A 22,138-nucleotide genomic window follows, 5' to 3' on the forward strand; every position below is an offset into this window, starting at 1 on the left:
GCGCCGGCGGTCAATTGCATTTTGCGGCTCGAAACGGTAGAAGGCCCGCGCTCAACAGGATTTTCTGAGAACATGACCGAGACCTTGGCCGAGGCGATCTCCCGTCGCCGCACCTTCGCTATTATCGCGCATCCGGACGCAGGCAAGACGACGCTGACCGAAAAGCTCTTGCTGTTCGGCGGCGCCATCCAGCTCGCCGGCGAGGTCAAGGCCAAGAAGGACCGCATCCAGACGCGGTCGGACTGGATGAAGATCGAGCGCGAACGCGGCATTTCGGTCGTCACCTCGGTGATGACCTTCGAATATAACGACAATGTCTTCAACATTCTCGATACGCCCGGTCACGAAGACTTCGCCGACGACACCTATCGCACGCTGACGGCCGTCGACGCCGCGGTGATGGTGATCGACGCCGCCAAGGGCATCGAGCCGCGCACGCTGAAACTGTTCGAAGTCTGCCGGTTGCGCAATATTCCCATCATCACTTTCATCAACAAGATGGATCGCGAAAGCCGCGATCCCTTCGAAATCCTCGATGAGGTCGAAGAAAAGCTGGCGCTCGACACCGCCCCGATCACCTGGCCGATCGGCCGGTCCAAGACGTTTTGCGGTTCCTATCATCTGGCGGCCAATACCGTGCGCGGCGCCGACAAGGAAGTCGAGGCGACGCCGGTCAACGGGCCGGAAGCCGTGGCCGACAGGCTGCCGGAGAACGAGCGGTCCACCTTTATCGACGAGACCAATCTGGCCATTGAAGCCTGCCGCCCGTTCGATCGCGACGCCTTTCTCGAAGGCCATCTCACGCCGGTTTTCTTCGGTTCGGCGCTCCGGAATCTCGGCGTGCGCGATCTGATCAACGCGCTCGGCGATTTTGCGCCGCCGCCGCGCGACCAGGTGGCGGATACCCGCACCGTCCATGCCGATGAAGATAAAATGACCGCCTTCGTCTTCAAGATCCAGGCGAATATGGACCCCAATCACCGCGACCGCATCGCCTTTGCCCGCGTTTGCTCCGGCAAGATCGAGCGGGGCATGAAGGCGCGGCTGGCGCGCACCGGCAAACAGCTCGGCCTGACGGCGCCGCAATTCTTCTTCGCCTCGCAACGCCAGTTGGCGGATACGGCTTATGCCGGCGATGTGGTGGGCATTCCCAACCATGGCACATTGCGCATCGGCGACACGCTGACAGAAGGCGAACAGCTGGTGTTCCAGGGCGTGCCGAATTTCGCGCCTGAGATCCTGCGCCGCGTGCGGCTTGAGGATGCGATGAAGGCGAAAAAGCTCAAGGAAGCGCTGCTGCAAATGGCCGAAGAAGGCGTCGTGCAGCTGTTTTCGCCCGAAGACGGGTCGCCCGCCATTGTCGGCGTGGTCGGCGCGCTGCAGCTCGACGTGCTCAAGGAGCGGCTTTCGGCTGAGTATACGCTGCCGGTGTCGTTTGAAATGTCGCGTTTTTCGGTGTGCCGCTGGATCAGCGCCGACCAGCCTGCCGACCTGCAGAAATTCCTCGATGCGCGCCGCGGCGATATTTGCCGCGATCTCGACGGCGATCCCGTCTTCATGGCGCAGGACAGTTTTTCCCTGCGCTATGAATCCGAGCGCCACCCGGCCATCAAAATGGTGGCGATCAAGGAATATCACGTCCAGAAGGCGGCCTGATCCCCAGGCCGCCAGACGTCAGGCCACTCGGTGCTTCAGGCGGTCAGGTCCCTGAGGAAGTCGTCGCACCAGCGCTGCACAGTCTGCTTTTTCAGATGCTCCATCATGCCGCTCCAGCGCTGCTTGCGTTCGTCGAGCGGCATATGGATGGCGCGGGCAATGGCGTTGGCCGCGCCTTCGATGTCATAGGGATTGACCAGCAGCGCGCCCTTGAGCTCACGCGCCGCCCCGGCGAAACGCGACAGCACGAGAACGCCGGGATCATCAGGGTCCTGCGCCGCGACATATTCCTTCGCCACCAGGTTCATGCCGTCGCGCAAGGGCGTCACCAGCCCCACCCGCGCCAGTCGGTAGAGGCCTGCGAGCACGGGGCGTGCAACGGAGCGGTTGATATAGCGGATCGGCACCCAGTCAACAGTGCCGAGAGCGCCGTTGACCCGGCCAGCCTGTTCGGCGACCGTGCGCTGCATCGCTTCATATTCGGGCACTTCCGAACGTGATTTCGGCGTGACCTGCAGATAGGTGACCTTGTTGTGCTGCTCGGGATTGGCGGTCACGAATTTTTCGAACGCGTCGATGCGCTGCGTCAGCCCCTTGGAATAATCCAGCCTGTCAACGCCGATGATCAGATTACGGCCCTCGATGCTGGCGCGGGCTTTGGCCACCATCGCATGCTTGGCGGCGCGGCGGGCATAGGCGGCGAAGGCTTCCGTTTCGATGCCGATCGGATAAGCGCCGCCCTTGAAGGTTCGGCCAAACGAGGTGAGCCGACCATCGGCCAACTGCTCGCCGATGCCTTCGCGCACGAGGCCGCCGGCAAAATTGGCGAAGTCGTGATCGGTCTGGAAGCCGACGAGGTCGTATTCGGCCAGGCCCTTCATGATCTCCTCATGCACAGGCATGGTGAACAGAACATCGGCGGGCGGCAGGGGAATATGCAGGAAGAAGCCGATCTTGTTCTTCACCCCCAGCGCGCGCAATTCGGTAGCGAGCGGGATCAGGTGATAGTCATGCACCCAGATGATGTCGTCAGGCTCCAGCATCGGCGCGAGCTTGGCGGCAAAGAAGCGGTTGACGCGGAAATAGCCGCTCATTTCCTTGCGCGCATATTCGGCGAGATCCAGCCGGTAGTGGCAGATCGGCCAGAGAACGCGATTGGCGAAGCCGTGGTAATATTCATCGACATCCCGGTCGGTCAGATCGGTCAGGGCAAAGGTGATATTGCCCTGCTCCAGGATCGTCAGATCCGCCGGCTCTTCTTCGCCCGAGGATTTTCCGGACCAACCCATCCAGATGCCGCCGCGCTCTTTCAGCGCCGCCTGCAAGGCGACGGCAAGGCCGCCAGCGGGGGCTGCGCCAGACTTGTCGGGAACGGGAACGCGATTTGAGACGACCACAAGTCTGCTCATGGCGGAAATCCTTTCATGCGGCATGGTGTCAAGATTGCGCGGCAAGCGCCGATAGAGCCGCTCTCAAAGATTGGGGGGACGGGAGCCGATATTGCGCAACGGTATCGGCAGGCGTTTCGACGACGCGGATCGATGCGCCGCCGCGCGCGTTGACGGCTTTGAACATGGCTTCATCGGTGACATCATCGCCGATGGCGACCGGAATCCGTCCGGTGAACGGCGTCTCACCGAGAAAGGCTTGCACCGCGCGGCCCTTGTCGGCGCTGTCAGGACGAATCTCGACCACCATCTTGCCGCGTTGCAACTCATAACCTGCGCCGATTGCGGCAAGCGCGGCCTGCATGGTGACGTCAATCTCCATCGCATAAGCGGGCGCCTGGCGGTAGTGAATGGCGACTGCGGCTAACTTGTCCTCGAACAGCGCTCCGGGCCATGCCTTGACGGCGCGCGCCAGTTCGCGTTTGGCTTCTTCAAAGGCAGGCGTGGGAGTGCTGCGGCAGATCAGGCCCCCGGCGCTGCGGCGCTCGACGCCATGCAGGCCGGCGATAGGAAAATGATACGGTTCGAACAGACGGTCGGCATAGGGCAAGGCTCTGCCGGTGACGAGAGCCAATGCGCCGCCAAGCTTTCGCGACAGGCGATCGAGCATGGATGGAAGCTCGGATGGAACGCGAATGGCGTCAGGCGAGGGCGCGAGATCGATCAGCGTGCCGTCAATGTCGAGAAACAGCGCATAGGCGGCTGGATTGGCCTCTATGGCGGAAAAGATGTCTTCCACCGTTTTGGGAGCGCTTGAAGGATCAGTCTGCCCTATTTTTTCCGTCTTGGTCATGCCGCCATACCCCGAGCCTGATCCTCCCTATTCATTCGAACGCCGACGACGTCCGAGAAGTTCCCGCAAGCTGGCAAAAGTTTTCCGGATGACAGACCGCGCCAAAGCTGGCATGTATGTCGGCGTTGAGAGACAGGGGCGTTCGTCGCAAGACGGGCTGAGAAGCACCCTTCGAACCTGAACCAGATAATGCTGGCGGAGGGAGTCGCTCGGATGATCCGCCCGCGCGACAAGCGCATTCTCATCGGATCGTTCTTGCCGCTTGCCCCGCCTGAAAGGGGCAAGATGACGGATTTGACCACTCCCGGCGACTATCTCGCGGCCATGCGGGCGCAAGCGCCGCTCGTGCAATGCATCACCAATTACGTGGCGATGAACATCGCAGCCAACAGCCTGCTTGCGGCCGGCGCGTCGCCCGCCATGGTGCATGCGGCGGAGGAAGCTGGCGACTTCGCGCGCTTCGCTGCGGCGCTCACCATCAATATCGGCACGCTTTCGCCTGCTTGGATGGACGGCATGACGGTCGCCGCACGAAACGCGCGCGCGGCCGGCGTCCCCTGGGTTTTCGATCCCGTCGCTCATTTCGCCACAGCCTATCGCCGCCAGACGACCGAAACACTGATGGCGCTACGCCCTGACATCATCAGGGGCAATGCCTCCGAGATCCTCGCACTCGCCGGCGGTGAAAGCGCGGCCAAAGGCGTGGACGCGCGCGACCCCGTGCATGCCGCAGAAGACGCCGCCCGGCAATTGGCCGGTGAGCGGGGCGCTGTTGTCGCCGTCACCGGCGAGACAGATTTCGTCACCGACGGAACACGCGCCCTTCGCATCTCGGGCGGCTCACCGCTGATGCCGAAGGTGACCGCGCTTGGCTGCTCGCTCACCTGCCTGATCGGCGCCTATGCCGGTGTGAAGGGCGCCGACCTATTCGACGCCACCGCCGCGGCGCTATCCCATTTCGCCGTCGCCGGCGCGCACGCCGAAGTCAAGGCGAAAGGACCGGGTAGTTTCTCCGTCCATTTTCTCGATCAGCTCGCCGCGCTCGACGGTGCGGGCCTCGACGCCGCCGATCGGAGGGAGGTCGCATGAGCCGCTTCGATCTCTCGCTCTATCTCGTGCTGGACCCCATGCTTTCGGAACCCTTCGGCATGATCGAAACGGCGCGGCGCGCGGTGGGCGGCGGCGCGACCATGGTGCAATTGCGCGACAAGACGGCAACGACCGGCCAGATGGTCGAGACCGGCCGTCTCCTGAAGTTAGCGCTGGCGGGAACAGACGCAAGGCTGATCGTCAATGACGATGTCGAAGCAGCCCTGGCGATCGGCGCGGATGGCGTCCATATCGGTCAAAGCGATCTCGGCGTGCGGGCGACGCGCGACCGGATTGCTCCCGAGATGCTTCTCGGCCTGTCGATCGGCAGCGTTACGGAAGCCGAAGCGCTCGACCCGACGCTGGTGGATTATGTTGGCGTCGGTCCGGTCTTTCCGACCGCGACGAAACCGGGTCATCCTCCGGCGATCGGCATCAAGGGGCTCGCCACTATCATCCGCGCCACGCATCTGCCTGCCGTGGCGATCGGCGGGATCAAGCTCGACCATGTCAGCGACATCCTGGCGACGGGAGCAAAGGGCGTCGCCGTCGTTTCGGCGATCTGCGGCCAGCCCGATCCCGAAGTCGCGGCGCGGGCGCTCCGCCACGAAATCGACAGGAGCGTGACATGATCGCCAATGTCCTGTCGATCGCCGGTTCCGATCCTTCGGGCGGGGCCGGCATCCAGGCCGATCTCAAGGCCTTTTCCGCCCGCGGCGTGTTCGGCATGGCGGCGCTGACCGCGCTGACCGCGCAAAACACCCAAGGGGTCTCCGCCGTGCACGCCCTGCCCGCAGATTTCGTGATGGAGCAGATCCGCATGGTGTTTGCCGATGTCCGCGTCGATGCGGTCAAGATCGGCATGATCGCCAATGCCGAGATTGCGGCGGCGGTCGCGGAAGCCCTCCGGCTTTATTACCGCGCGCCTGTGGTGCTCGATCCGGTGATGATCGCCAAGGGCGGCGCGCCGCTCCTCGCCCCCCAGGCGATGGAGACGGTGCGGCGAAGACTTCTACCGCTCGCCACCGTCGTCACGCCAAACCTGCCGGAGGCTGCGGCTCTGCTCGACGGGCCGGAAGCCAAGAACCGCCAGGAGATGGCGGAGCAGGCCCGCACGCTGTTGGATCTCGGCCCCGGCGCAGCGCTGATCAAGGGCGGGCATTTATCAGGCGGCGAGAGCCCGGATGTTTTGGCGACGAAGGATGGACTCGTCTGGTTCGAAAGCCTGCGCACATCGACGAAAAACACCCATGGCACCGGCTGCTCGCTGTCGAGCGCCATCGCCGCCGAACTCGGCAAGGGATGCAGCATCCCCGATGCCATCCGCACCGCCAAAGCTTGGCTGACCGGCGCGATCGAGGCTGCGGACGCGCTGCGCGTCGGCTCCGGCCATGGCCCCATCCATCACTTTCATCATCTCTGGACCGAAAAGGATATTTCCAGATGAGCAAGCCGATTGCAGAACAGACCGTCATCGTGACAGGCGCAGGTCGCGGCCTTGGCGCCGCGATCGTCCGCGCTTTCGCGCGCGAAGGCGCCAATGTCGTCATCAACTACCGCAACAGCCGCGAGAAAGCGGAGGCGCTGGCCGAGACGCTCGGCCCAAAGGCGCGGGCGATCCGCGCGGATGTGCGGAATGCAAGCGAAGTCGAAGCGTTGATCGCGGCGGCGAAAGACGCTTTTGGCGGCGTCGATACGCTGGTTCACAATGCGCTGGCCGATTTCAGCTTCAATGGCGATGCTAGAGACAAGCTCGACCGGCTCTCCTGGGAGGCGGTCAATGCGCATCTGGAAACGGGCCTCAAGGGCGCGCTTAATCTGATCCGGGCTGCCCAGCCCGGCATGGCGACGCAGGCTTTTGGCCGCTTCGTTTTCATCGGCACCAATCTGTTCCAGAACCCCGTCGTGCCCTATCATGACTATACCGCCGCCAAGGCCGCGCTGTTGTCGCTGACCCGCACAGCTGCAAAGGAATTGGGATCTGACGGGATCACCGTCAACATGGTCTCAGGCGGATTGCTGCGGACGACAGACGCCAGCTGCGCCACGCCGGAAGTCGTCTTCGACCTGATCGCCGCCAACACGCCGCTGCAGCGGGTGACGACGCCGGAAGAGGCCGCCGACGCCGTGCTGTTTTTCGCCAGCCCCTGGGCGCGCGCGGTGACGGGCCAGAACCTGATCGTCGATGGCGGGCTGGTGTTCGGCTAATCTCAATCGCCCTTGTGGCCGGGGAGAGCCTCGATCTCCCCGATCCACGGCGCTGCCGACCGCGTCCATTTCTGGCGACTGGGTTTCAGTTCCGCCCGCTGGTCGATACTGCCCCAACGGATGCCCCAGGTTTTGGCTTCCTCACCGTCGCCTGTGGTGAACAGAGGCGATCCGCAATCGGGGCAAAAATACTGAAGGCGAATGGCGCCGTTGTCGCCGCGTTTCTCGTAGACTTTCGGTGGCGCGCCGGTCTGCTGGATCTGGTCCCGCCCGGTCAGCGCCGTGACGCGAAAGGACGAACCGGTGAGCGACTGGCAATCGGTGCAATGGCAAATGGAGACGCGCTCAGGGTCGATCTCCGCCTCATAAGAAACCTGGCCGCAATGGCACCGTCCTGTGATCCGCATTGTCCTCTCCTGGCTGTGACCGGACAATGCGACGGAACAGGAAAATGTTCAATTCTCAGCTTTCGAGGCCGATGACTTTTTCGAAGGCTTCCCAGCTCTCATCCATCGCATAGGCGCGGTTGATGAAGGGAATGCTGAAATGGCCGTAGATCAACGACAACTGCCACTCCGCCGTCTCCTCATCGACGCCGGCGATCTGCTGGAGGTAGAGCACCGAGGCCAATCCGGTGCGGTCGACGCCGGACATGCAATGGACCAGGATCGGCTTGGGCGCATCGCGCATGATGCGGGTGAGATCGGCCATCTGCACCGCGTTCAACTCTTTAGCCGCCGACATGGCGAAATCGACGTGATGGAGACCCAGCGCCTTGGACTCCGTGATCTCATTGACATACCAGCTCGAGCCCTTCTTGCTCGCGCCGCGCAGGTTGATCACAGTCTTGATGCCGTAGGTCTTGGCGTAATAGGCGATATCGTCGCCGGATGGCTGCGCCGAGCGATAAAATTCGCCGGGGATCACTTCATGGAAGTTCCCGCGCAGGAATTGCTGGCCGAGGAACACGCCGCCGGCGAGGACGATCACGCCGGCGCCGAGCGCCATTCGCTTGAAGAGTCGTTTCCACTGCATGCCGCCGTCCGATCTCGTTAGAATCATTCCAATCTAAGTCCAGCCTATATCAGCGACCTCTTTGCCAAGGAAGCGGCATTTCTGCGGCAAATAGGTCAGCGGCGCGCCAATTTTTCTTCAGACGCCATGGCGCTCCGCGATCGCCTGCACCTGAGGCATGGCGCGCAGCCGGCGGGAAAGCGCTGCGACGCGTGGCGTCTCGGCGTTCATCTGTCTTGGGTCGCGCCAGCTTGCGACCATCCAGAGATAGAGATCGGCCATGGAGAGACTGTTGCCCACGAGGTAATCGCCCCTCATCTCCGTCTCGATGATCGCATATTGAGCGGTCAGATAATCTTCAGCCGCCGCTTGCACGGCGTCGGCGCCATCAAGATCGGTCGTGTAGCGATCGGCATAGGCCTTGCGCAACTCACCTTCATAGATATTGACCGCCATGAAAACCAGCCAGCGGTCATGCGCGCCCCTGGCGCTGGTTCCCGGCTTCGGGGCGAGCCCGGCCTCCGGAAAAGCGTCGGCAAGATGAAGCAGCATGGCTGCGCTTTCGGTCATCACGCTTTCGTCGGGCAGGATGAGGGCCGGCACCTGCCGGCGCGGATTGATGGCCGCAAAAGCTTCTGTGAGATGTTCGCCTGCCGATGTGTCGATCCAGATGATCTCATGCGGCGCACTGATAATCGCCAGCGCCGCCTCGACTGCGGCGCTGCCGGATCCGATCCGTCCATAGAGCTTGTACATAGGCTAAATCCCCTTCCTTGGTCATCCGGGGCAGCCTAGGACATCCCGGCGGAAAAGGGACGCCGGGATGTGGAAAGTTCACGCTTTTCGTCGCCGGGAAAATCAGGGTCAGTGATCGGCCTTGATGAAGGTGCCGTTCTGCAGATCGCGCATCGCCTGCATGATCTCTTCGCGGCTGTTCATCACGATCGGTCCATGCCAGGCGACCGGCTCCTCGATCGGCTTGCCGGAGACCAGCAGGAAGCGGATGCCTTCGTCGCCCGCCTGCACCGTGACTTCATCGCCGCTGTCGAACACCACGAGCGTGCGGTTGCCGGACATGTCGCGAATGGTCACTTCCTCGCCGGCGATCTCCTTCTCGATCTTAACCCCCAGAGGACGCGAGGCGTCGCGGAACGTGCCGGAACCGGCGAAAATATAGGCGAAGGCCTTGCGATAGGTGTCGACGGCGAAACTCTTGCGACGACCTGGCGGCACGGAGATATCGAGATAGACGGGTTCGGCGGCGATGCCGTCGACCGGTCCGGTCTTGCCCCAGAATTCGCCGGTAATGACCCGCACCGCCGTGCCGTCATCATCGATCACCACCGGAATATCGGCGGCCTTGACGTCCTGATAGCGTGGCGCGGTCATTTTGAGCGACGACGGCAGGTTGGCCCAGAGCTGGAAGCCATGCATGCGACCGGCGAAATCGCCCTGCGGCATTTCCTGGTGCATGATGCCGCGGCCTGCCGTCATCCATTGCACGTCGCCCGCGCCCAACAGGCCGCGATTGCCGAGGCTGTCGCCATGCTCCACGGTTCCCGCCAGCACATAGGTGATCGTCTCGATGCCGCGATGCGGATGCCAGGGAAAACCACGTTGGTAATGGGCGGGGTTGTCGTTGCGAAAATCGTCCATCATCAGGAAGGGGTCAGTCAGCGAGGGATCGCCGAAGCCGAAGACGCGATGAAGATGCACGCCTGCGCCTTCCATGGTCGGCGTGGCGTGGCTTTCATGCTTGACGGGACGAATGGACATGACGGCTCCTCGGTTAATTTTCTCGAATATAGTTCCTCCGGATCGGCCATGACAGCAGCGCCAAGGTAACGCTGTGTTCATTTTCCGCATGCTGCAGCGCAAAATGTCTTTGACACTTTTGTGACTTCATCTTTTATTAACCGGGCTGGTCGGAAGATGAATCGCAAGTCGGCGCTGTGCGGCGCCAAAACCGAGTGGGTGAAATATGTGTCGCTGGGCCGCGTATCGCGGAGAGCCGTTGTTTCTTGAAGATATCGTGTCGGCGCCCGCTCATTCGCTCGTCGTGCAGTCCCTTTCTGCCACGCAGGCCAAGACCCCCACCAATGGCGACGGCTTCGGCATCGCCTGGTATGGCGACCGCGATGAACCCGGTCTCTATCGCGACGTAATGCCGGCCTGGGCCGATTGCAATCTCAAGAGCCTTGCCCGCCAGATCCGTTCGACGCTGTTTCTCGCCCATGTGCGCGCCGCAACCTATGGCGCGACCCGGCGCGACAATTGCCATCCCTTCGCCCATGGCCGCTGGTCCTTCATGCATAACGGCCAGATCGGCCAGTATGACCGCATGCGCCGGGCGCTGGAAAGCCTGCTGCCGGACGAGCTCTACGCCGCCCGCCGCGGCACGACCGATTCCGAACTGATCTTCATGCTGGCCCTGCATTTCGGGCTGGACGACATGCCGATGACGGCGCTGCGCGAGGCGCTGGCGCTGGTTGAACGACAGGCCCTGCATATGGGCATCACGCCGGATGTGCGCTTCACCGCCGCCTTTTCCGATGGCGATACGCTTTATGGCGTCCGCTACGCCACGGGCGCTTCGGCGCCGACGCTTTATGCGTCGCGCATGGGCGGCGGCTACTGTCTCGTCTCAGAACCGCTTGATGAAGACGAACGCACCTGGGGCGAGATACCCGATGGCAGCGCCGTGGTGCTGTCCGACGACGGCATCAAGATCACTCCCTTCTCCACCGGCGTCGCCGCCTTTGAGAAGTCCGAAGATCTCAAGGTTCCAGCCGAATAGCGCTCAGAGCGGATTGAGCCGTTCGGCGATCAGGCCGACGAGACGCTCGGCGACCTCCGCCTTGTCCATATCGGGCCAGCGATCCACACCATCCGGCGCAATGATCGACACGGTGTTGCGGCTGCCGCCCATGATTCCGGTTTCCGGCGACACGTCATTGGCGACGATGAGGTCTGCGCCCTTGCGCGCCAGTTTCGCCCGCGCATTGTCCTCGATGTCATTGGTTTCTGCGGCGAAGCCCACCACCAGTTTCGGCCGCTTTTCATGATGGCCGATAATCTTGAGAATGTCGGGATTTTCCGTGAGCGCGAGCGCCGGGGGGGCATCGCCCGGCGCTTTCTTGATCTTCTCAGAGGCTTCGCCATCGACGCGCCAATCGGCCACCGCCGCCACCATCACCGCGATATCGGCGGGAAGCGCTGCAAGCGCTGCATCGCGCATCTCGACGGCGCGCTCGACCCTGACGACCCTGACGCCGCGTGGATCGGCGAGCGTCACCGGCCCCGAGATCAGCGTCACATCGGCGCCGGCGCCGGCGAGCGCGGCGGCGATTGCATGGCCTTGCGCGCCGGAGGAACGGTTGGCGATGTAGCGGACCGGATCGATCGGCTCATGCGTCGGCCCGGAGGTGACGATGGCGCGTCGGCCGGCGAGCGGCTTGGGCCTGTTGTCGAGCAGCGTTTCTATTTCAGTGACGATATCCAGCGGCTCGGCCATGCGGCCAACGCCCGCCTCGCCCTTTTCCGCCATCTCGCCGCTGACAGGTCCGATGAAATGTGCGCCGTCGATCAACAGCTGCGAGGCGTTGCGGCTGACGGCGGGGTTGGACCACATGGTCGGGTTCATCGCCGGGGCGATCAGCACCGGACGTTCGGTGGCGAGAAGAATGGTCGAGGCGAGGTCATTGGCCAGCCCATTGGCCATCTTGCCAATCAGATCGGCAGTAGCGGGGGCGACGACCACGAGATCGCAATCGCGCGCCAGCCTGATATGGCCGACATCGATTTCATCTTCGCGATCGAACAGTTCCAGATGCACCTTTTCGGCGGCCAGAGCGCCGACCGCGAGCGGCGTGACGAATTCGGTGGCGGCGCGGGTCATGACCGGGATGACGCGGGCGCCGCGCTCGCGCAGGCGGCGGATAAGATCGAGGCTCTTATAGGCGGCGATGCCGCCTGCGATGATCAGGAGAATGCGCTTGCCCGTGAGCGTGCCGGTTTTCGCCATGATGTCCTTCTCCGCCTTGTCTTTTCCCGGCGGAAAATAGGCGGTCGAGGCTCTGGGCGCAACGGAATAGCGCCATGTCGCGCCGCTTCCGTCGACGCAAATGCCGGGCAGGGTTAATTCGTCGCCCCGCCTTCACATCGCCGCCCAAATCATCCACATAACGGGATCAGAGAAAAGCAAGGCATGGAGTTGTCATGAGCGCGTCCGCTATCGATCCCGTCAAGCTGGAAAAACTCGCCGAAGTGGCGGTCAAGATCGGCCTCGACCTGCAAAAGGGTCAGGACCTCGTTGTGACCGCGCCGATGGCTGCAGCGCCTCTGGTGCGCGAGATCACCAAACACGCCTACAAGGCCGGCGGCGGGCTGGTCACCACTTTCTACAATGACGAAGTCGCGACGCTCGCGCGATACGAATATGCCGCCGACGACACTTTCGACCGCGCCGCGAGCTGGCTCTATGAAGGCATGGCCAAGGCCTACGCCAATGGCGCGGCGCGTCTTGCGGTGTCCGGCGACAATCCGATGCTGTTGTCCGAGCAGGATCCGTCCAAAGTGGCCCGCGCCAACCGTGCTATGTCGACGGCCTATAAGCCGGCGCTCGAAAAGATCTCCAATTTCGACATCAACTGGAACATCGTCTCCTATCCCAATCCGTCCTGGGCGCGGCAGATCTTTCCGGAACTCAGCGAAGAAGACGCGGTGCGCAAGCTGGCCGACGCCATCTTCGCCGCCTCGCGCGTCGATCGCGACGATCCCGTCGCCGCCTGGCGCGAGCACAATGCCGCGCTGCATCGCCGCTCCACCTGGCTGAACGAAATGCGGTTCTCCGCCCTGCACTTCAAGGGGCCGGGCACCGATCTCACCGTTGGCCTTGCCGATGGCCATGAATGGCATGGCGGCGCGTCCATGGCCAAGAACGGCGTGACCTGCAATCCCAACATCCCCACCGAAGAAGTCTTCACCACGCCGCATGCGCTGCGGGTCGAAGGCGTGGCCTCCTCCACCAAGCCGCTGTCGCATCAGGGCACGCTGATCGATGACATCCAGGTTCGTTTCGAAGGCGGCCGCATCGTCGAGGCCAAGGCGTCGAAGGGCGAAGCAGTGCTGAAGAAGGTGCTGGAAACCGACGAAGGCGCAAGCCGGCTCGGCGAAGTGGCGCTGGTGCCGCATTCCTCGCCGATCTCGGCCTCGGGCCTTCTGTTCTACAACACGCTGTTTGACGAAAACGCCGCCTGCCACATCGCGCTCGGCCAGTGCTATTCGAAATGCTTCGTCGGCGGCGCCGATCTCACCCAGGATCAGATCAAGGCCCAGGGCGGCAATTCCAGCCTCATTCATATCGACTGGATGATCGGCTCGGGCGAGGTCGACATCGACGGCGTCGCCGCCGATGGAACCCGCACGCCGGTGTTCCGCAAGGGCGAATGGGCGTAATCAACCTGTCTAGAGCGACGCGGGCCGGATGCCGGCCTGCGCCTTCTGGCTCGCATAGGTGCTGACCAGGACCACAGCAACGCCAAGGATCTGGAAAGCGGAGAGGTCCTGACCGGCGAACGCCCAACCGAGAATCATAGCGACGGTTGGGCTCAGGAAACCGAGCGCCGCCACGGCGGCCGGTTCGATGCGCGACAAGCCGCGAAACCAGAGAATATAAGTCAGCGCCGCGCCGATGAGGCCGAGATAAACGAATCCGAGCCAATTAAGAGCCGTCAACGACGGCAAAGCAGGCTCTCCTAGCAGCGCAACCGGCAGAAGGATCAACCCTCCGGCCGTCAATTGCCACGCCGTAAATGTCAGGGGCGAGATCGGCGGTTGCCAATGCCGGCTCAGCACGGTTCCCAAGGCCATGGAGACCGCGCCGGCCAAACCGGCGGCAACGCCGACCGGATCGAGCGACGCATTTGGCGTCAGCACCAGAAGCGCGACGCCGGCAATTCCGGTCACGCCAGCAATTACCGACACCCGACTTATCTTCGATCCGAGGATCAATCGAGACAGGATGATGACGATAAGCGGCTGGACGGCCCCAACCGTGGCGGCCACGCCGCCCGGCAGGCGATAGGCCGAGATGAACAGCATGATCCAGAAGATTGAGAAGTTCAGGGCGCCAAGGATGAATGTCCGCGTCCACCATACGCCCCAGGGCAATCGCCGAACATAGAGGAGCAAGAGCAATCCCGCCGGCAAGGCTCGGAGCAAGGCGACCGTAATGGGATAGCCCTGCGGCAGAAACGACGTCGTGATGATATAGGTGCTTCCCCAGATGGCTGGCGCCAAAGCCGTCAAGGCGACGTCGGGCATGCGGGACATGAGTATTCCTTGATTTCAAGTTTCTTGATATCAAGATATACGCGTAATTTGCCTTGATATCAAGATATGATTGCCGTTTAAGAGGGTCATGGATCATGTCGACAAGATTCTCGCCCAATGGGCCTCGGAACGTCCCGACCTCGACACCGGGCCAATGGGGCTTCTGGGTCGCCTTGGCCGGCTTCGAACCCATCTCGGACGCGAGGTGGAGGCGGAAATCGCCCGTCATGGCTTGAACAGTTCGAGTTTTGATGTTCTCGCCACGCTCAGACGTTCGGGGCAGCCCTACCGCCTGACGGTCAGCGATCTTCTGGCCGCCATGATGGTGACATCGGGCACAATGACCAATCGTCTGGACCAATTGGAGAAAGCCGGGCTGATCGAGCGGCGCGACAATCCTGAAGACCGACGGGGCGTTCTGGTGGTTCTGACCGATAAAGGCTTCGACATGATTGACAAAGCCGTCACCGCTCATGTCGCCAACCAGCATCGACTGGTCGAAGCGCTCAGCGTCGACGACCGCGCCACGCTCGATATCTTGCTCAAAAAATTCTTGTCGGCTTTCGAGTGATCAGAGCCTGCCGATAATCCGGCCCACGCGACCAAGAAACCGCTCGCGCTTTTGTTGTGTGGAGTGATCCATGTTGTGCAGCGAATGCATCCGGAAATCGACGGATTTCGAGCAGAAATAGGCCACACCCCGCTTCAACTGTCGCTTGAGCGGATTGCCCATATAGAAATGGACGATCCACCAGGGCGAGCCTGTGGTGGTGAAGCACCAGAAATAGCGGATATTTGTGAGCGTCGGAATGATGCGTCCGCCGGCCGCGTCATTTTCGAAGGCGACGCCGGGCACGAAAACCCGGTCGATGAAGCCCTTGAGGATGGCGGGAAGATTGAACCACCATTGCGGAAAGACGAGGATAAGCCCATCGGCTGCCTTGATGCGCGCGACATAGGGCGAGACGGCGCTCGTGTCATAGGCGCCGGAGAAATAGGAGCCGCGCTCGGCCGCAGTCAGTCGCGGATCGAAATCCTCCTGATAGAGATCGAGAAAATCGACGGAATGGCCCTTCGACTCCAAACCTTCGCGCACCGTAGCCGCCACGCCAGCCGCGAAGCTTTCCTTGAGAGGATGAGCGAGAACGACCAGAAAACGCATCAGAACAGGCTGCCTTGATTGGCGGGCGTCGAAGACCCAGGCTTCGAAGGCGCTTTTTTCTTAGCCGGCGAAACAGGCTTCCCCTCACCCTCGCCCGCCACCGCCTGGATACGGCCATCGGCGAACTCTATCGACAGCGCCGCGCCTTCCGGGACCATGCTGGCGGTCGAGAGCACCTGCTCGTCCTCGCCGCGGATCACGGCATAGCCGCGCTTCAGCACATTCTTGTAGGACAGCGATTGCAGGATGCGGTCATGGGCGGCGAGCGCCTGGCGTTCGCGCCTCAGGCGGACATCGAGCGCGCCATCGCTGCGCCGGGCGAGATTGTTGAGCCGGTCGCGGCTTCGCGCCGTCTCGTTGGCGAGGCGGGCAGGCAGGCCGGAAAAAACTGCGTCGGCGCGGGCGATACGCGCCTTGAGCTGGTCGATGCGCCGCTCCACCACGCGCTCGGCCCGCAGGCCGAGATCATGGAGTTTCTGGCGCCGTTCCGCAAAACGCGCCGCGAGCATATCGGGGCGGAGATGCGAGGCTGCGCGCTCCAGCATGCGGCGCTTGTTGAGCGCGGTCAGTTCCAGGCCGCGATCGAGCCGGGAGGCTGCTTCGTCGAAGCGCCGGCGCGGCAGAGCCAGCAGTTGGTCGATAGACGGCATCGCCCGGGCAAGCCCCCTCAGCCCCTGGCGACGATTGTCCATCTGCCGGTTGATGGCTGAGGCCAGACGCGCCGAAAGGCCGGCGAGCTGGGCTTCGAGATCGGCCTTGACCGGCACGGCCATTTCGGCGGCGCCCGTCGGCGTCGGCGCGCGCTGGTCCGACGCGTAATCTATCAGCGTCCAGTCGGTTTCATGGCCGACGGCTGAAATCAGCGGAATGGCGGAATTGGCCGCGGACCGCACCACCGCCTCGTCATTGAAGCACCAGAGATCTTCGAGACTGCCGCCGCCGCGGGCGACGATCAGCACATCCGGCCGTACGATGGGACCGTCGGGATCGAGCGCGTTGAAGCCGTCGATGGCCGCGGCGATTTCCGCGCCCGCGCCATCGCCCTGGACCCTGACCGGCCAGACGATCACATGCAGCGGAAAGCGATCGGAAATGCGGTGCAGGATATCGCGGATCACGGCGCCGGTCGGCGAAGTCACTACGCCGATGACGGCCGGCATATAGGGCAGAAGCTGCTTGCGCGAAGGATCGAACAGGCCTTCGGCGGCGAATTTGCGCTTGCGCTCTTCGAGCAGCGCCATCAGCGCGCCGACGCCGGCCGGCTCCAGGCTTTCGATGACGATCTGATATTTCGACGAGCCGGGGAAGGTGGTGATCTTGCCCGTGGCGATCACTTCCATGCCCTCTTCGGGCCGGACCTTCAGACGGCTGAAGGAGCCTTTCCAGATCACCGCTTCCAGCCGGGACCGGTCATCCTTCAAGGCGAAATAGGCGTGACCGGAGGAATGCGGGCCGCGATAGCCGGAAATTTCGCCCCGCACCCGCACATGCTCGAAAGCGGTCTCCATCGTGCGCTTGATGGAGCCCGAGATCTCGGAAACCGTATATTCGGCGAGGTTGCCGGGCGAATCGTTATCGAGAAAACTCATGGCCCTTTATATCAGCGCTTGCCCGCTCCGCTCCAGAACCCTGCCTCCTTCTCGGCGCCTCGCAGGAGTTTTCCCCCGCTTCGTCCCCCATTCCAGACGCCATGCGATGATGATCCGTCAGAAACAGAAGGAGACATCAACATGACTGATCGTTTTGAGACCGCCACCGCCTCGCTAAGCGGCCCGGCCATTCACGCCTTTCCGGTCACCCCCAACGATACAGCGGCCCTGCCGGAAACCACACGCGCGCTTTATGTTGGCTCCAGCGGCGCAGTGACCGCCGAGCTGCAATCCGGTTCGGTCGCAACATTTGCAGCGCTTGCTGCGGGCTCGATCCTTCCGGCGCGGATCGTGCGCGTGCTGTCCACGGGCACGACAGCAAGCAGCCTCGTGGGTCTGGTGTGAGACGCTAGCGGATCACCCGAAAGATCTTCATGCGCGGATCGCCGGCGGCGTCGACGGGTTCCAGAAACTCTGGGATTTCGCCGCGGGCGAGCCGCGCCCAGAAGCCGTTCGGGAATTTTTCCTTGAGCGTTTCCACCTGCGGATCATCGAGGCACAGCAGCACATAGCCGACCTTATCCTCTTCCATCAACGCGGCGGCGATAGCGGGGTCTGATGTCGCCATCTTCAACCCGTCGAGCAGGCCCTTGGCGTTGCGGTGATAATTGCCGGTCAACACGGCATGCGGGGTGAAACGGAGGATGGCCGGGCCGGCGTTGAAGGCCGTGAGAATGCGGCCAGGCGGCAGCTTTGAAACCTCCGCCAAACTTTCCTTGCGGATGCAGGCAGGTTTGTCCTCATCCTCTTTTTCTTCCGGCGGAGCGCCGGCTACCTTATTGACCGCAATCGTCACGGCCGCGCCGGAAAAGGCCCAGACCGAGGGCACGCTCGCCAGGGCTGCGAGAATGAAGGCGATAGCCGCCTTGGGTTCATTGCGATGGGCGAGATACTGGGCGCGGAGATCGGCGACAATCACTGAAAGCGGCAGAACAGACAGGAGATTGGTGAAGATCATACCGCGCACCTGGATGGCGCTGACAATCCATGAGATGGCGATCAGGCCCGCCATCAGACTATAGGCGAGAACCTGCTCGCCACGCCAAACCCGAAACAGGGCGACCCCGAGCGCGATGAGACCGACGCCGTAAATGCCGCCGATCGCATCGGGACTGACTTCGAACTGTTTGCCGATCGGTTGCGCTTCCGAAATGCTGGCGAGCCAGAGTTCCTGCACCATGGGATCGAGGCTCGACAGCGGATTGCCGAGGCATTCGGGCGCGATGAGGAGCGCCGCGACGCCGGCCAATGCGCCGAGAAGGACGAGCGATCCCCAGCGCCACAGCGCACCGCGTTGCGACGAGAAGTCGGCTGCAGCGGCGAGACCCGCGCCGCCGATCACGGCGAGCGACAGAAAGCCGATCGACAGCGTGTCGCAGGTGACACGGCCCCACAGCGCTTTCGGCGTGGTCGCAAAGAAGAACACAGCGGCAAAGCCTGCAAAAGCCAAACCGAAGGCGATTGCGGCGCGGCGATAGTCCTGCCCGAGGACGGCCCAGACGAGGGCGACGCCCATGGCCGCGACGGCGATCAACGGCGTGGTTTCGGCGCCGATGGCGAGCGCGAAGGCGGCAAGACCGCCGGCGGCGGCGAAGGAGCGCGCCCGCGCCTGAGGGTCAAGCAAACAGGCGGCCATCAGTGCGACGACGGCCAGCTGCACATTGTGATGATCGAGGCCGCCGGGCCGGAACCGCATCATGGTGAACAGGAACATGAAGCCGAGCGCGAGCCCGATCACCACCGCCGGCTTGCCGCCCAAGCGATAGGCGCCGAGGCCGATACCCGCCATCAGGGGCAGAATCAGCGCGAGCGGCCAAACGAAGGCGGCGGCGGCTTCCGCCATATCGGGGCTCAGAAACAGGCCGAACAGCAGGATCAGACCGCCGATCGGCGCATCGACAAAGCGCGACCAATGCATCAGCATGCCGCCCGGCGGACCCATGCGATATTGATGCAGGTCGAACCAGCTTTGGCCGCCGAGCCAATCGCGCACCTCCACCAGCCGCATGACATCGTCGGGGTCAGGTCCGATATAATCCTTATAGGTCGACAGATGCGCGCCGATCTGTGCGACGATAGCCAGAACGGTGAAGAGCAGGATCATGCGCAGGAGCCAGCCTGCGCCCGCGCGTTCGGCATCCGTGCGGAAGCTTTCCAGAAGTTTGGGGGAAGTCATCGCTTCTTTACCGTTTTCAGACATATGCCCGCCGCCCGAGCGCGAAAGACCATCGCAGCGAAACCTAAGCTTAACCTTCTCAAGAAAGAGTAAAGCCATTGAGGAGCCCGACCGCCGGTCGCCGGCGAGGAGCACGAATGAACGACGATCTCGACATCGCAGTCCTGATACCCTGCTACAATGAATCGCTGACGATCGGCGATGTCGTGCGCGGCTTCCGTCAGGCGTTGCCTTCGGCCCGAATCTATGTGTTTGACAACAATTCCCGCGACGACACCGCGCTTCGCGCCGCACTTGCAGGCGCCACGGTGTTTCGCGAGCGCCGCCAGGGCAAGGGCAATGTCGTGCGCCGCATGTTCGCCGATATCGACGCCGATATCTATCTGATGGCGGACGGCGACGGCACCTATGCGCCAGAGGATGCCGAAAACCTCATCACCACGCTGGTCACCGAACGCGCCGACATGGTGGTCGGCACGCGCCGCGACGTGACCCGCGACGCCGGCCGCCAAGGCCACGCCTTCGGCAACAAGATCTTCAACACGCTTTACCGCTCGCTGTTCGGAAAGGATTTCACCGACATCTTTTCCGGCTATCGCGCCTTTTCGCGCCGTTTCGCCAAGAGCTTCCCCGCCGTGTCCAACGGTTTCGAGATCGAGACGGAAATGTCGGTGCACGCCTCCCGGCTGAAATTGCCGGTGATCGAACTCGAACTCGATTACGGCCGTCGCCCCGAAGGCTCGTTCTCCAAACTCTCGACCTTCGGCGACGGCGGCAAGATCCTGTTCATGTTCGCCATGTTGATGAAGGAAGTCCGGCCCTTCGCCTTCTATTTCGCGATTTCCTCGGCGCTCATGGCGGCGTCGCTGACCTTCATGACGCCGGTGCTGATCGAATACGCCCAGACCGGGCTCGTGCCGCGCATGCCGACCTGGGTGCTGTCTATGGTGCTGCTGATCATGTCCGGCATGACTTTTACCGTCGGGCTGATCCTCGACAGTCTGGCGCGGTCGCGGGCCGAACTGTTGCGCATCCACTATATGGATCTGCCGGCTCTGTCGGAAACCCGCCGGCGCCCTGTCCCCGCCGAACCGGCTCCCTCGCCTGTCCGGGCGCCCCGTAAGAGAGCAGCGTGAAACGGCTTTTTCTCTTCACTATGGCCGGCGGCCTCGGCTTCGTGTCCGACGCCGGCATGCTGGCGTTTCTGATCTGGGCGACGCCGATCGGACCGTTCTGGGCGCGCGTGATCGCCATCGCCTTCGCCATGAGCGTAACCTGGATCTTCAACCGCAGCCTGACCTTCGGCAAAAGCGGTCGGTCGGTTGCCGCGGAAGGCGCGCGTTACGGGGGCGTCGGCATTTTTTCCTCGCTCGTCAACTACGCCATCTATTCGGCTATCCTTATCACATTTCCAGGGCTCTACCCTGTTATCGCCGCGGCGATTGCCTCGGTCGCGGCGATGGGGGTTTCCTGGTTCGGCTATTCGCGCCTGGTGTTCGGCCGCTGAGCCGAACGAGCCTCAGACCGTTTCCCAGCCGTCCTTCTCGGAGGCGCGATAGATCGCGTCGATGACCTTCTGGTTCAGCTTGGAATTTTCCAGCGTCACCACCTCGGCCTCGCCGCCTATGGCCGCACGGGCGAAGGCTTCGGCCTCCAAGCGGTACTGACGGCAATCCTGATAGCGGAAATGCTGGGATTGGGAGTGGTTCTGGTTGGTGAGCTCGATCTCTTCGGCGCCGTAGCGATCGGCGTTGAACGGCGATTTCACCTCGATGAAGCCCTTGTCGCCGTGGAAAACCATGATCTGGCGGGCGGCTAGCTGGGTGGAGATGTAGAAGCTCAGCTCGAAATCGCCGAAGTCTGCCCTGACTGACGAGAAGATATCGGTGCCGAATTCCGGGTCACGGTCGGTCGTCGCCTGAATGCGCAAGGGCTCCTTGCCGGTGGTGAACCGCGTGGTGATGGTGGGATAGACGCCGATATCGGGAAGACCGCCGCCGCCGAGCGCCGGGATATTGCGCATATTGCCGGGATCGCGGTTGAAATAGGTGAAGGCGCCCTGGACGAAACGGAGCTTGCCGATCGCGCCTTCGGCGAGAAGTTCGCGCACTTTCCGCCAGACCGGCGAATAGGTGACCATATAGGCTTCCGACACCAGCACCTTGTTGCGGTCGCGCGCCGCGATCAACTGATCGATATCGTCGGCTTTCAACGCGATCGGCTTTTCGCACAGCACATGCTTGCCGGCGTCGGCCGCCTTGATCGTCCATTCGACATGCTGCGAGGTCGGCAACGGGATATAGACCGCGTCGATCGTGTCTGACGCCAGCATCTCCTCATAGGAGCCGAAGGCGTGCGGCGCGCCGAAGCGGTCGGCCATCGCGCGGGCGCTGTCGAGATTGCGGCTGGCGATGGCCGTGACCACGCAGTTTTCCGCATCCTGAATGGCGGGAACCACCAGTTCGCGGCCGATCCGCGCCGTGGAAATTATGCCGAAACGCAACATGTCTCTCTCCCTGTATCTGGTTTGCGCCGGACCATACGGCGCAATCGTCAGGAAGAAAAGAGACGGCCGCGCAAGGCGAGACCGTCTGATCGGTGTTTTCGAAA

The 22,138-nt window shown here is 62.7% G+C and carries 23 protein-coding genes and 1 riboswitch; of the genes, 11 read left to right on the forward strand and 12 right to left on the reverse strand.

All coding sequences use genetic code 11. The features are described from left to right. The first annotated feature begins 72 nt into the window (after positions 1-72). Positions 73-1,656 carry a peptide chain release factor 3 gene (locus tag M2360_RS03385; protein WP_280772946.1) on the forward strand — a complete coding sequence of 528 codons (1,584 nt, stop codon included), beginning with the start codon at positions 73-75 and terminating at the stop codon, positions 1,654-1,656. Positions 1,657-1,691: 35 nt separating this feature from the next. On the opposite strand, the gene otsA is transcribed toward M2360_RS03385, so the two are convergent. Further along, positions 1,692-3,065, reverse strand: a complete 1,374-nt coding sequence (gene otsA / locus M2360_RS03390) for an alpha,alpha-trehalose-phosphate synthase (UDP-forming) (RefSeq protein ID WP_280772947.1) — start codon at positions 3,063-3,065, stop codon at positions 1,692-1,694. A 28-nt stretch (positions 3,066-3,093) separates the two neighbouring features. Beyond that, the gene (gene otsB / locus M2360_RS03395) at positions 3,094-3,897 is read right to left on the reverse strand and encodes a trehalose-phosphatase (RefSeq protein WP_280772948.1); all 804 of its coding nucleotides are present in this window, start codon (positions 3,895-3,897) and stop codon (positions 3,094-3,096) included. A 124-nt stretch (positions 3,898-4,021) separates the two neighbouring features. Further along, a riboswitch (TPP riboswitch) is annotated at positions 4,022-4,118 on the forward strand. Between the two features lie 64 nt (positions 4,119-4,182). On the opposite strand from otsB, the gene thiM reads away from it, so the two are divergent. Genes thiM through M2360_RS03415 form a run of 4 tightly spaced genes read left to right on the forward strand, consistent with a single transcriptional unit; the run spans position 4,183 to position 7,194 of the window. Next, positions 4,183-4,986 (forward strand): hydroxyethylthiazole kinase, encoded by an 804-nt coding sequence (gene thiM / locus M2360_RS03400; protein ID WP_280773083.1) that lies wholly within the window; start codon positions 4,183-4,185, stop codon positions 4,984-4,986. Continuing rightward, complete coding sequence (thiE, locus tag M2360_RS03405; protein WP_280772949.1) at positions 4,983-5,618, forward strand: thiamine phosphate synthase; 636 nt, start codon at positions 4,983-4,985, stop codon at positions 5,616-5,618. Before thiM ends, thiE begins: the two co-directional genes overlap by 4 nt. Continuing rightward, positions 5,615-6,433, forward strand: coding sequence for a bifunctional hydroxymethylpyrimidine kinase/phosphomethylpyrimidine kinase (gene thiD, locus M2360_RS03410; protein WP_280772950.1), 819 nt, complete (start codon positions 5,615-5,617; stop codon positions 6,431-6,433). Before thiE ends, thiD begins: the two co-directional genes overlap by 4 nt. Continuing rightward, the gene (locus tag M2360_RS03415; RefSeq protein ID WP_280772951.1) at positions 6,430-7,194 is read left to right on the forward strand and encodes a 3-oxoacyl-ACP reductase; all 765 of its coding nucleotides are present in this window, start codon (positions 6,430-6,432) and stop codon (positions 7,192-7,194) included. The genes thiD and M2360_RS03415 overlap by 4 nt, the downstream gene beginning before the upstream one ends. A 2-nt stretch (positions 7,195-7,196) precedes the next feature. Here M2360_RS03415 and M2360_RS03420 read toward each other — a convergent pair whose 3' ends face one another. The 4 genes from M2360_RS03420 to M2360_RS03435 form a co-directional block, all read right to left on the reverse strand. Beyond that, positions 7,197-7,601: a GFA family protein gene (locus M2360_RS03420; RefSeq protein ID WP_280772952.1), complete on the reverse strand. Its 405-nt coding sequence runs from the start codon at positions 7,599-7,601 to the stop codon at positions 7,197-7,199. Positions 7,602-7,656: 55 nt separating this feature from the next. Next, complete coding sequence (locus tag M2360_RS03425) at positions 7,657-8,229, reverse strand: dual specificity protein phosphatase family protein (protein WP_280772953.1); 573 nt, start codon at positions 8,227-8,229, stop codon at positions 7,657-7,659. A 117-nt stretch (positions 8,230-8,346) separates the two neighbouring features. Next, on the reverse strand, positions 8,347-8,964 hold the full coding sequence (locus tag M2360_RS03430; protein WP_280772954.1) for a glutathione S-transferase: 618 nt from the start codon (positions 8,962-8,964) through the stop codon (positions 8,347-8,349). Positions 8,965-9,072: 108 nt separating this feature from the next. Then, positions 9,073-9,984, reverse strand: coding sequence for a pirin family protein (locus M2360_RS03435; protein WP_280772955.1), 912 nt, complete (start codon positions 9,982-9,984; stop codon positions 9,073-9,075). Positions 9,985-10,189: 205 nt separating this feature from the next. On the opposite strand from M2360_RS03435, the gene M2360_RS03440 reads away from it, so the two are divergent. Beyond that, a complete protein-coding gene (locus M2360_RS03440; protein ID WP_137155247.1) occupies positions 10,190-11,005 on the forward strand; it encodes a class II glutamine amidotransferase in 816 nt (271 codons plus the stop codon). Positions 11,006-11,008: 3 nt separating this feature from the next. Here the strand turns inward: M2360_RS03440 and coaBC are convergent, their stop codons facing one another. Next, entirely contained in the window at positions 11,009-12,232 is a 1,224-nt protein-coding gene (gene coaBC / locus M2360_RS03445; protein ID WP_280772956.1) for a bifunctional phosphopantothenoylcysteine decarboxylase/phosphopantothenate--cysteine ligase CoaBC, read from the reverse strand. A gap of 194 nt (positions 12,233-12,426) precedes the next feature. Here coaBC and M2360_RS03450 point away from each other — a divergent pair, with 194 nt between their 5' ends. Then, positions 12,427-13,665, forward strand: a complete 1,239-nt coding sequence (locus M2360_RS03450; RefSeq protein WP_280772957.1) for an aminopeptidase — start codon at positions 12,427-12,429, stop codon at positions 13,663-13,665. A gap of 9 nt (positions 13,666-13,674) precedes the next feature. Here M2360_RS03450 and M2360_RS03455 read toward each other — a convergent pair whose 3' ends face one another. Continuing rightward, positions 13,675-14,541, reverse strand: coding sequence for an EamA family transporter (locus tag M2360_RS03455; RefSeq protein WP_280772958.1), 867 nt, complete (start codon positions 14,539-14,541; stop codon positions 13,675-13,677). Between the two features lie 88 nt (positions 14,542-14,629). Between M2360_RS03455 and M2360_RS03460 the strand changes: the two genes are divergently transcribed. Beyond that, positions 14,630-15,112 carry a MarR family transcriptional regulator gene (locus M2360_RS03460; RefSeq protein WP_280772959.1) on the forward strand — a complete coding sequence of 161 codons (483 nt, stop codon included), beginning with the start codon at positions 14,630-14,632 and terminating at the stop codon, positions 15,110-15,112. On the opposite strand, the gene M2360_RS03465 is transcribed toward M2360_RS03460, so the two are convergent. Beyond that, entirely contained in the window at positions 15,113-15,703 is a 591-nt protein-coding gene (locus M2360_RS03465; RefSeq protein ID WP_280772960.1) for an NAD(P)H-dependent oxidoreductase, read from the reverse strand. Then, positions 15,703-17,292 (reverse strand): exodeoxyribonuclease VII large subunit, encoded by a 1,590-nt coding sequence (xseA, locus tag M2360_RS03470; RefSeq protein ID WP_280772961.1) that lies wholly within the window; start codon positions 17,290-17,292, stop codon positions 15,703-15,705. Before xseA ends, M2360_RS03465 begins: the two co-directional genes overlap by 1 nt. A gap of 141 nt (positions 17,293-17,433) precedes the next feature. On the opposite strand from xseA, the gene M2360_RS03475 reads away from it, so the two are divergent. Next, the gene (locus M2360_RS03475) at positions 17,434-17,697 is read left to right on the forward strand and encodes a hypothetical protein (RefSeq protein WP_280772962.1); all 264 of its coding nucleotides are present in this window, start codon (positions 17,434-17,436) and stop codon (positions 17,695-17,697) included. 4 nt (positions 17,698-17,701) lie between these two features. Here M2360_RS03475 and M2360_RS03480 read toward each other — a convergent pair whose 3' ends face one another. After that, positions 17,702-19,528 (reverse strand): hypothetical protein, encoded by a 1,827-nt coding sequence (locus M2360_RS03480; protein ID WP_280772963.1) that lies wholly within the window; start codon positions 19,526-19,528, stop codon positions 17,702-17,704. Positions 19,529-19,665: 137 nt separating this feature from the next. Here M2360_RS03480 and M2360_RS03485 point away from each other — a divergent pair, with 137 nt between their 5' ends. Both M2360_RS03485 and M2360_RS03490 read left to right on the forward strand, forming a co-directional pair. Continuing rightward, positions 19,666-20,664, forward strand: a complete 999-nt coding sequence (locus M2360_RS03485) for a glycosyltransferase (protein WP_280772964.1) — start codon at positions 19,666-19,668, stop codon at positions 20,662-20,664. Continuing rightward, positions 20,661-21,035 (forward strand): GtrA family protein, encoded by a 375-nt coding sequence (locus M2360_RS03490; protein ID WP_280772965.1) that lies wholly within the window; start codon positions 20,661-20,663, stop codon positions 21,033-21,035. The genes M2360_RS03485 and M2360_RS03490 overlap by 4 nt, the downstream gene beginning before the upstream one ends. A gap of 12 nt (positions 21,036-21,047) precedes the next feature. Here the strand turns inward: M2360_RS03490 and M2360_RS03495 are convergent, their stop codons facing one another. Further along, entirely contained in the window at positions 21,048-22,034 is a 987-nt protein-coding gene (locus M2360_RS03495; protein ID WP_280772966.1) for a Gfo/Idh/MocA family oxidoreductase, read from the reverse strand. Between the last annotated feature and the right edge of the window lie 104 nt (positions 22,035-22,138).

The organism is Rhizobium sp. SG_E_25_P2 (assembly GCF_029892285.1).
GTDB lineage: Bacteria > Pseudomonadota > Alphaproteobacteria > Rhizobiales > Rhizobiaceae > Rhizobium_E.

Bases quoted from the DNA above. Each gene is read 5' to 3' on its own strand.
- M2360_RS03420 (WP_280772952.1), bottom strand. From the start codon at position 7,601: ATGCGGATCACAGGACGGTGCCATTGCGGCCAGGTTTCTTATGAGGCG.
- M2360_RS03435 (WP_280772955.1), bottom strand. From the start codon at position 9,984: ATGTCCATTCGTCCCGTCAAGCATGAAAGCCACGCCACGCCGACCATG.
- M2360_RS03415 (WP_280772951.1), top strand. From the start codon at position 6,430: ATGAGCAAGCCGATTGCAGAACAGACCGTCATCGTGACAGGCGCAGGT.
- M2360_RS03480 (WP_280772963.1), bottom strand. From the start codon at position 19,528: ATGACTTCCCCCAAACTTCTGGAAAGCTTCCGCACGGATGCCGAACGC.
- M2360_RS03465 (WP_280772960.1), bottom strand. From the start codon at position 15,703: ATGCGTTTTCTGGTCGTTCTCGCTCATCCTCTCAAGGAAAGCTTCGCG.
- M2360_RS03450 (WP_280772957.1), top strand. From the start codon at position 12,427: ATGAGCGCGTCCGCTATCGATCCCGTCAAGCTGGAAAAACTCGCCGAA.
- M2360_RS03455 (WP_280772958.1), bottom strand. From the start codon at position 14,541: ATGTCCCGCATGCCCGACGTCGCCTTGACGGCTTTGGCGCCAGCCATC.
- M2360_RS03385 (WP_280772946.1), top strand. From the start codon at position 73: ATGACCGAGACCTTGGCCGAGGCGATCTCCCGTCGCCGCACCTTCGCT.
- otsA (WP_280772947.1), bottom strand. From the start codon at position 3,065: ATGAGCAGACTTGTGGTCGTCTCAAATCGCGTTCCCGTTCCCGACAAG.
- M2360_RS03495 (WP_280772966.1), bottom strand. From the start codon at position 22,034: ATGTTGCGTTTCGGCATAATTTCCACGGCGCGGATCGGCCGCGAACTG.
- M2360_RS03485 (WP_280772964.1), top strand. From the start codon at position 19,666: ATGAACGACGATCTCGACATCGCAGTCCTGATACCCTGCTACAATGAA.
- M2360_RS03425 (WP_280772953.1), bottom strand. From the start codon at position 8,229: ATGCAGTGGAAACGACTCTTCAAGCGAATGGCGCTCGGCGCCGGCGTG.
- thiE (WP_280772949.1), top strand. From the start codon at position 4,983: ATGAGCCGCTTCGATCTCTCGCTCTATCTCGTGCTGGACCCCATGCTT.
- coaBC (WP_280772956.1), bottom strand. From the start codon at position 12,232: ATGGCGAAAACCGGCACGCTCACGGGCAAGCGCATTCTCCTGATCATC.
- thiM (WP_280773083.1), top strand. From the start codon at position 4,183: ATGACGGATTTGACCACTCCCGGCGACTATCTCGCGGCCATGCGGGCG.
- otsB (WP_280772948.1), bottom strand. From the start codon at position 3,897: ATGACCAAGACGGAAAAAATAGGGCAGACTGATCCTTCAAGCGCTCCC.
- xseA (WP_280772961.1), bottom strand. From the start codon at position 17,292: ATGAGTTTTCTCGATAACGATTCGCCCGGCAACCTCGCCGAATATACG.
- M2360_RS03460 (WP_280772959.1), top strand. From the start codon at position 14,630: ATGGATCATGTCGACAAGATTCTCGCCCAATGGGCCTCGGAACGTCCC.
- M2360_RS03440 (WP_137155247.1), top strand. From the start codon at position 10,190: ATGTGTCGCTGGGCCGCGTATCGCGGAGAGCCGTTGTTTCTTGAAGAT.
- M2360_RS03475 (WP_280772962.1), top strand. From the start codon at position 17,434: ATGACTGATCGTTTTGAGACCGCCACCGCCTCGCTAAGCGGCCCGGCC.
- thiD (WP_280772950.1), top strand. From the start codon at position 5,615: ATGATCGCCAATGTCCTGTCGATCGCCGGTTCCGATCCTTCGGGCGGG.
- M2360_RS03430 (WP_280772954.1), bottom strand. From the start codon at position 8,964: ATGTACAAGCTCTATGGACGGATCGGATCCGGCAGCGCCGCAGTCGAG.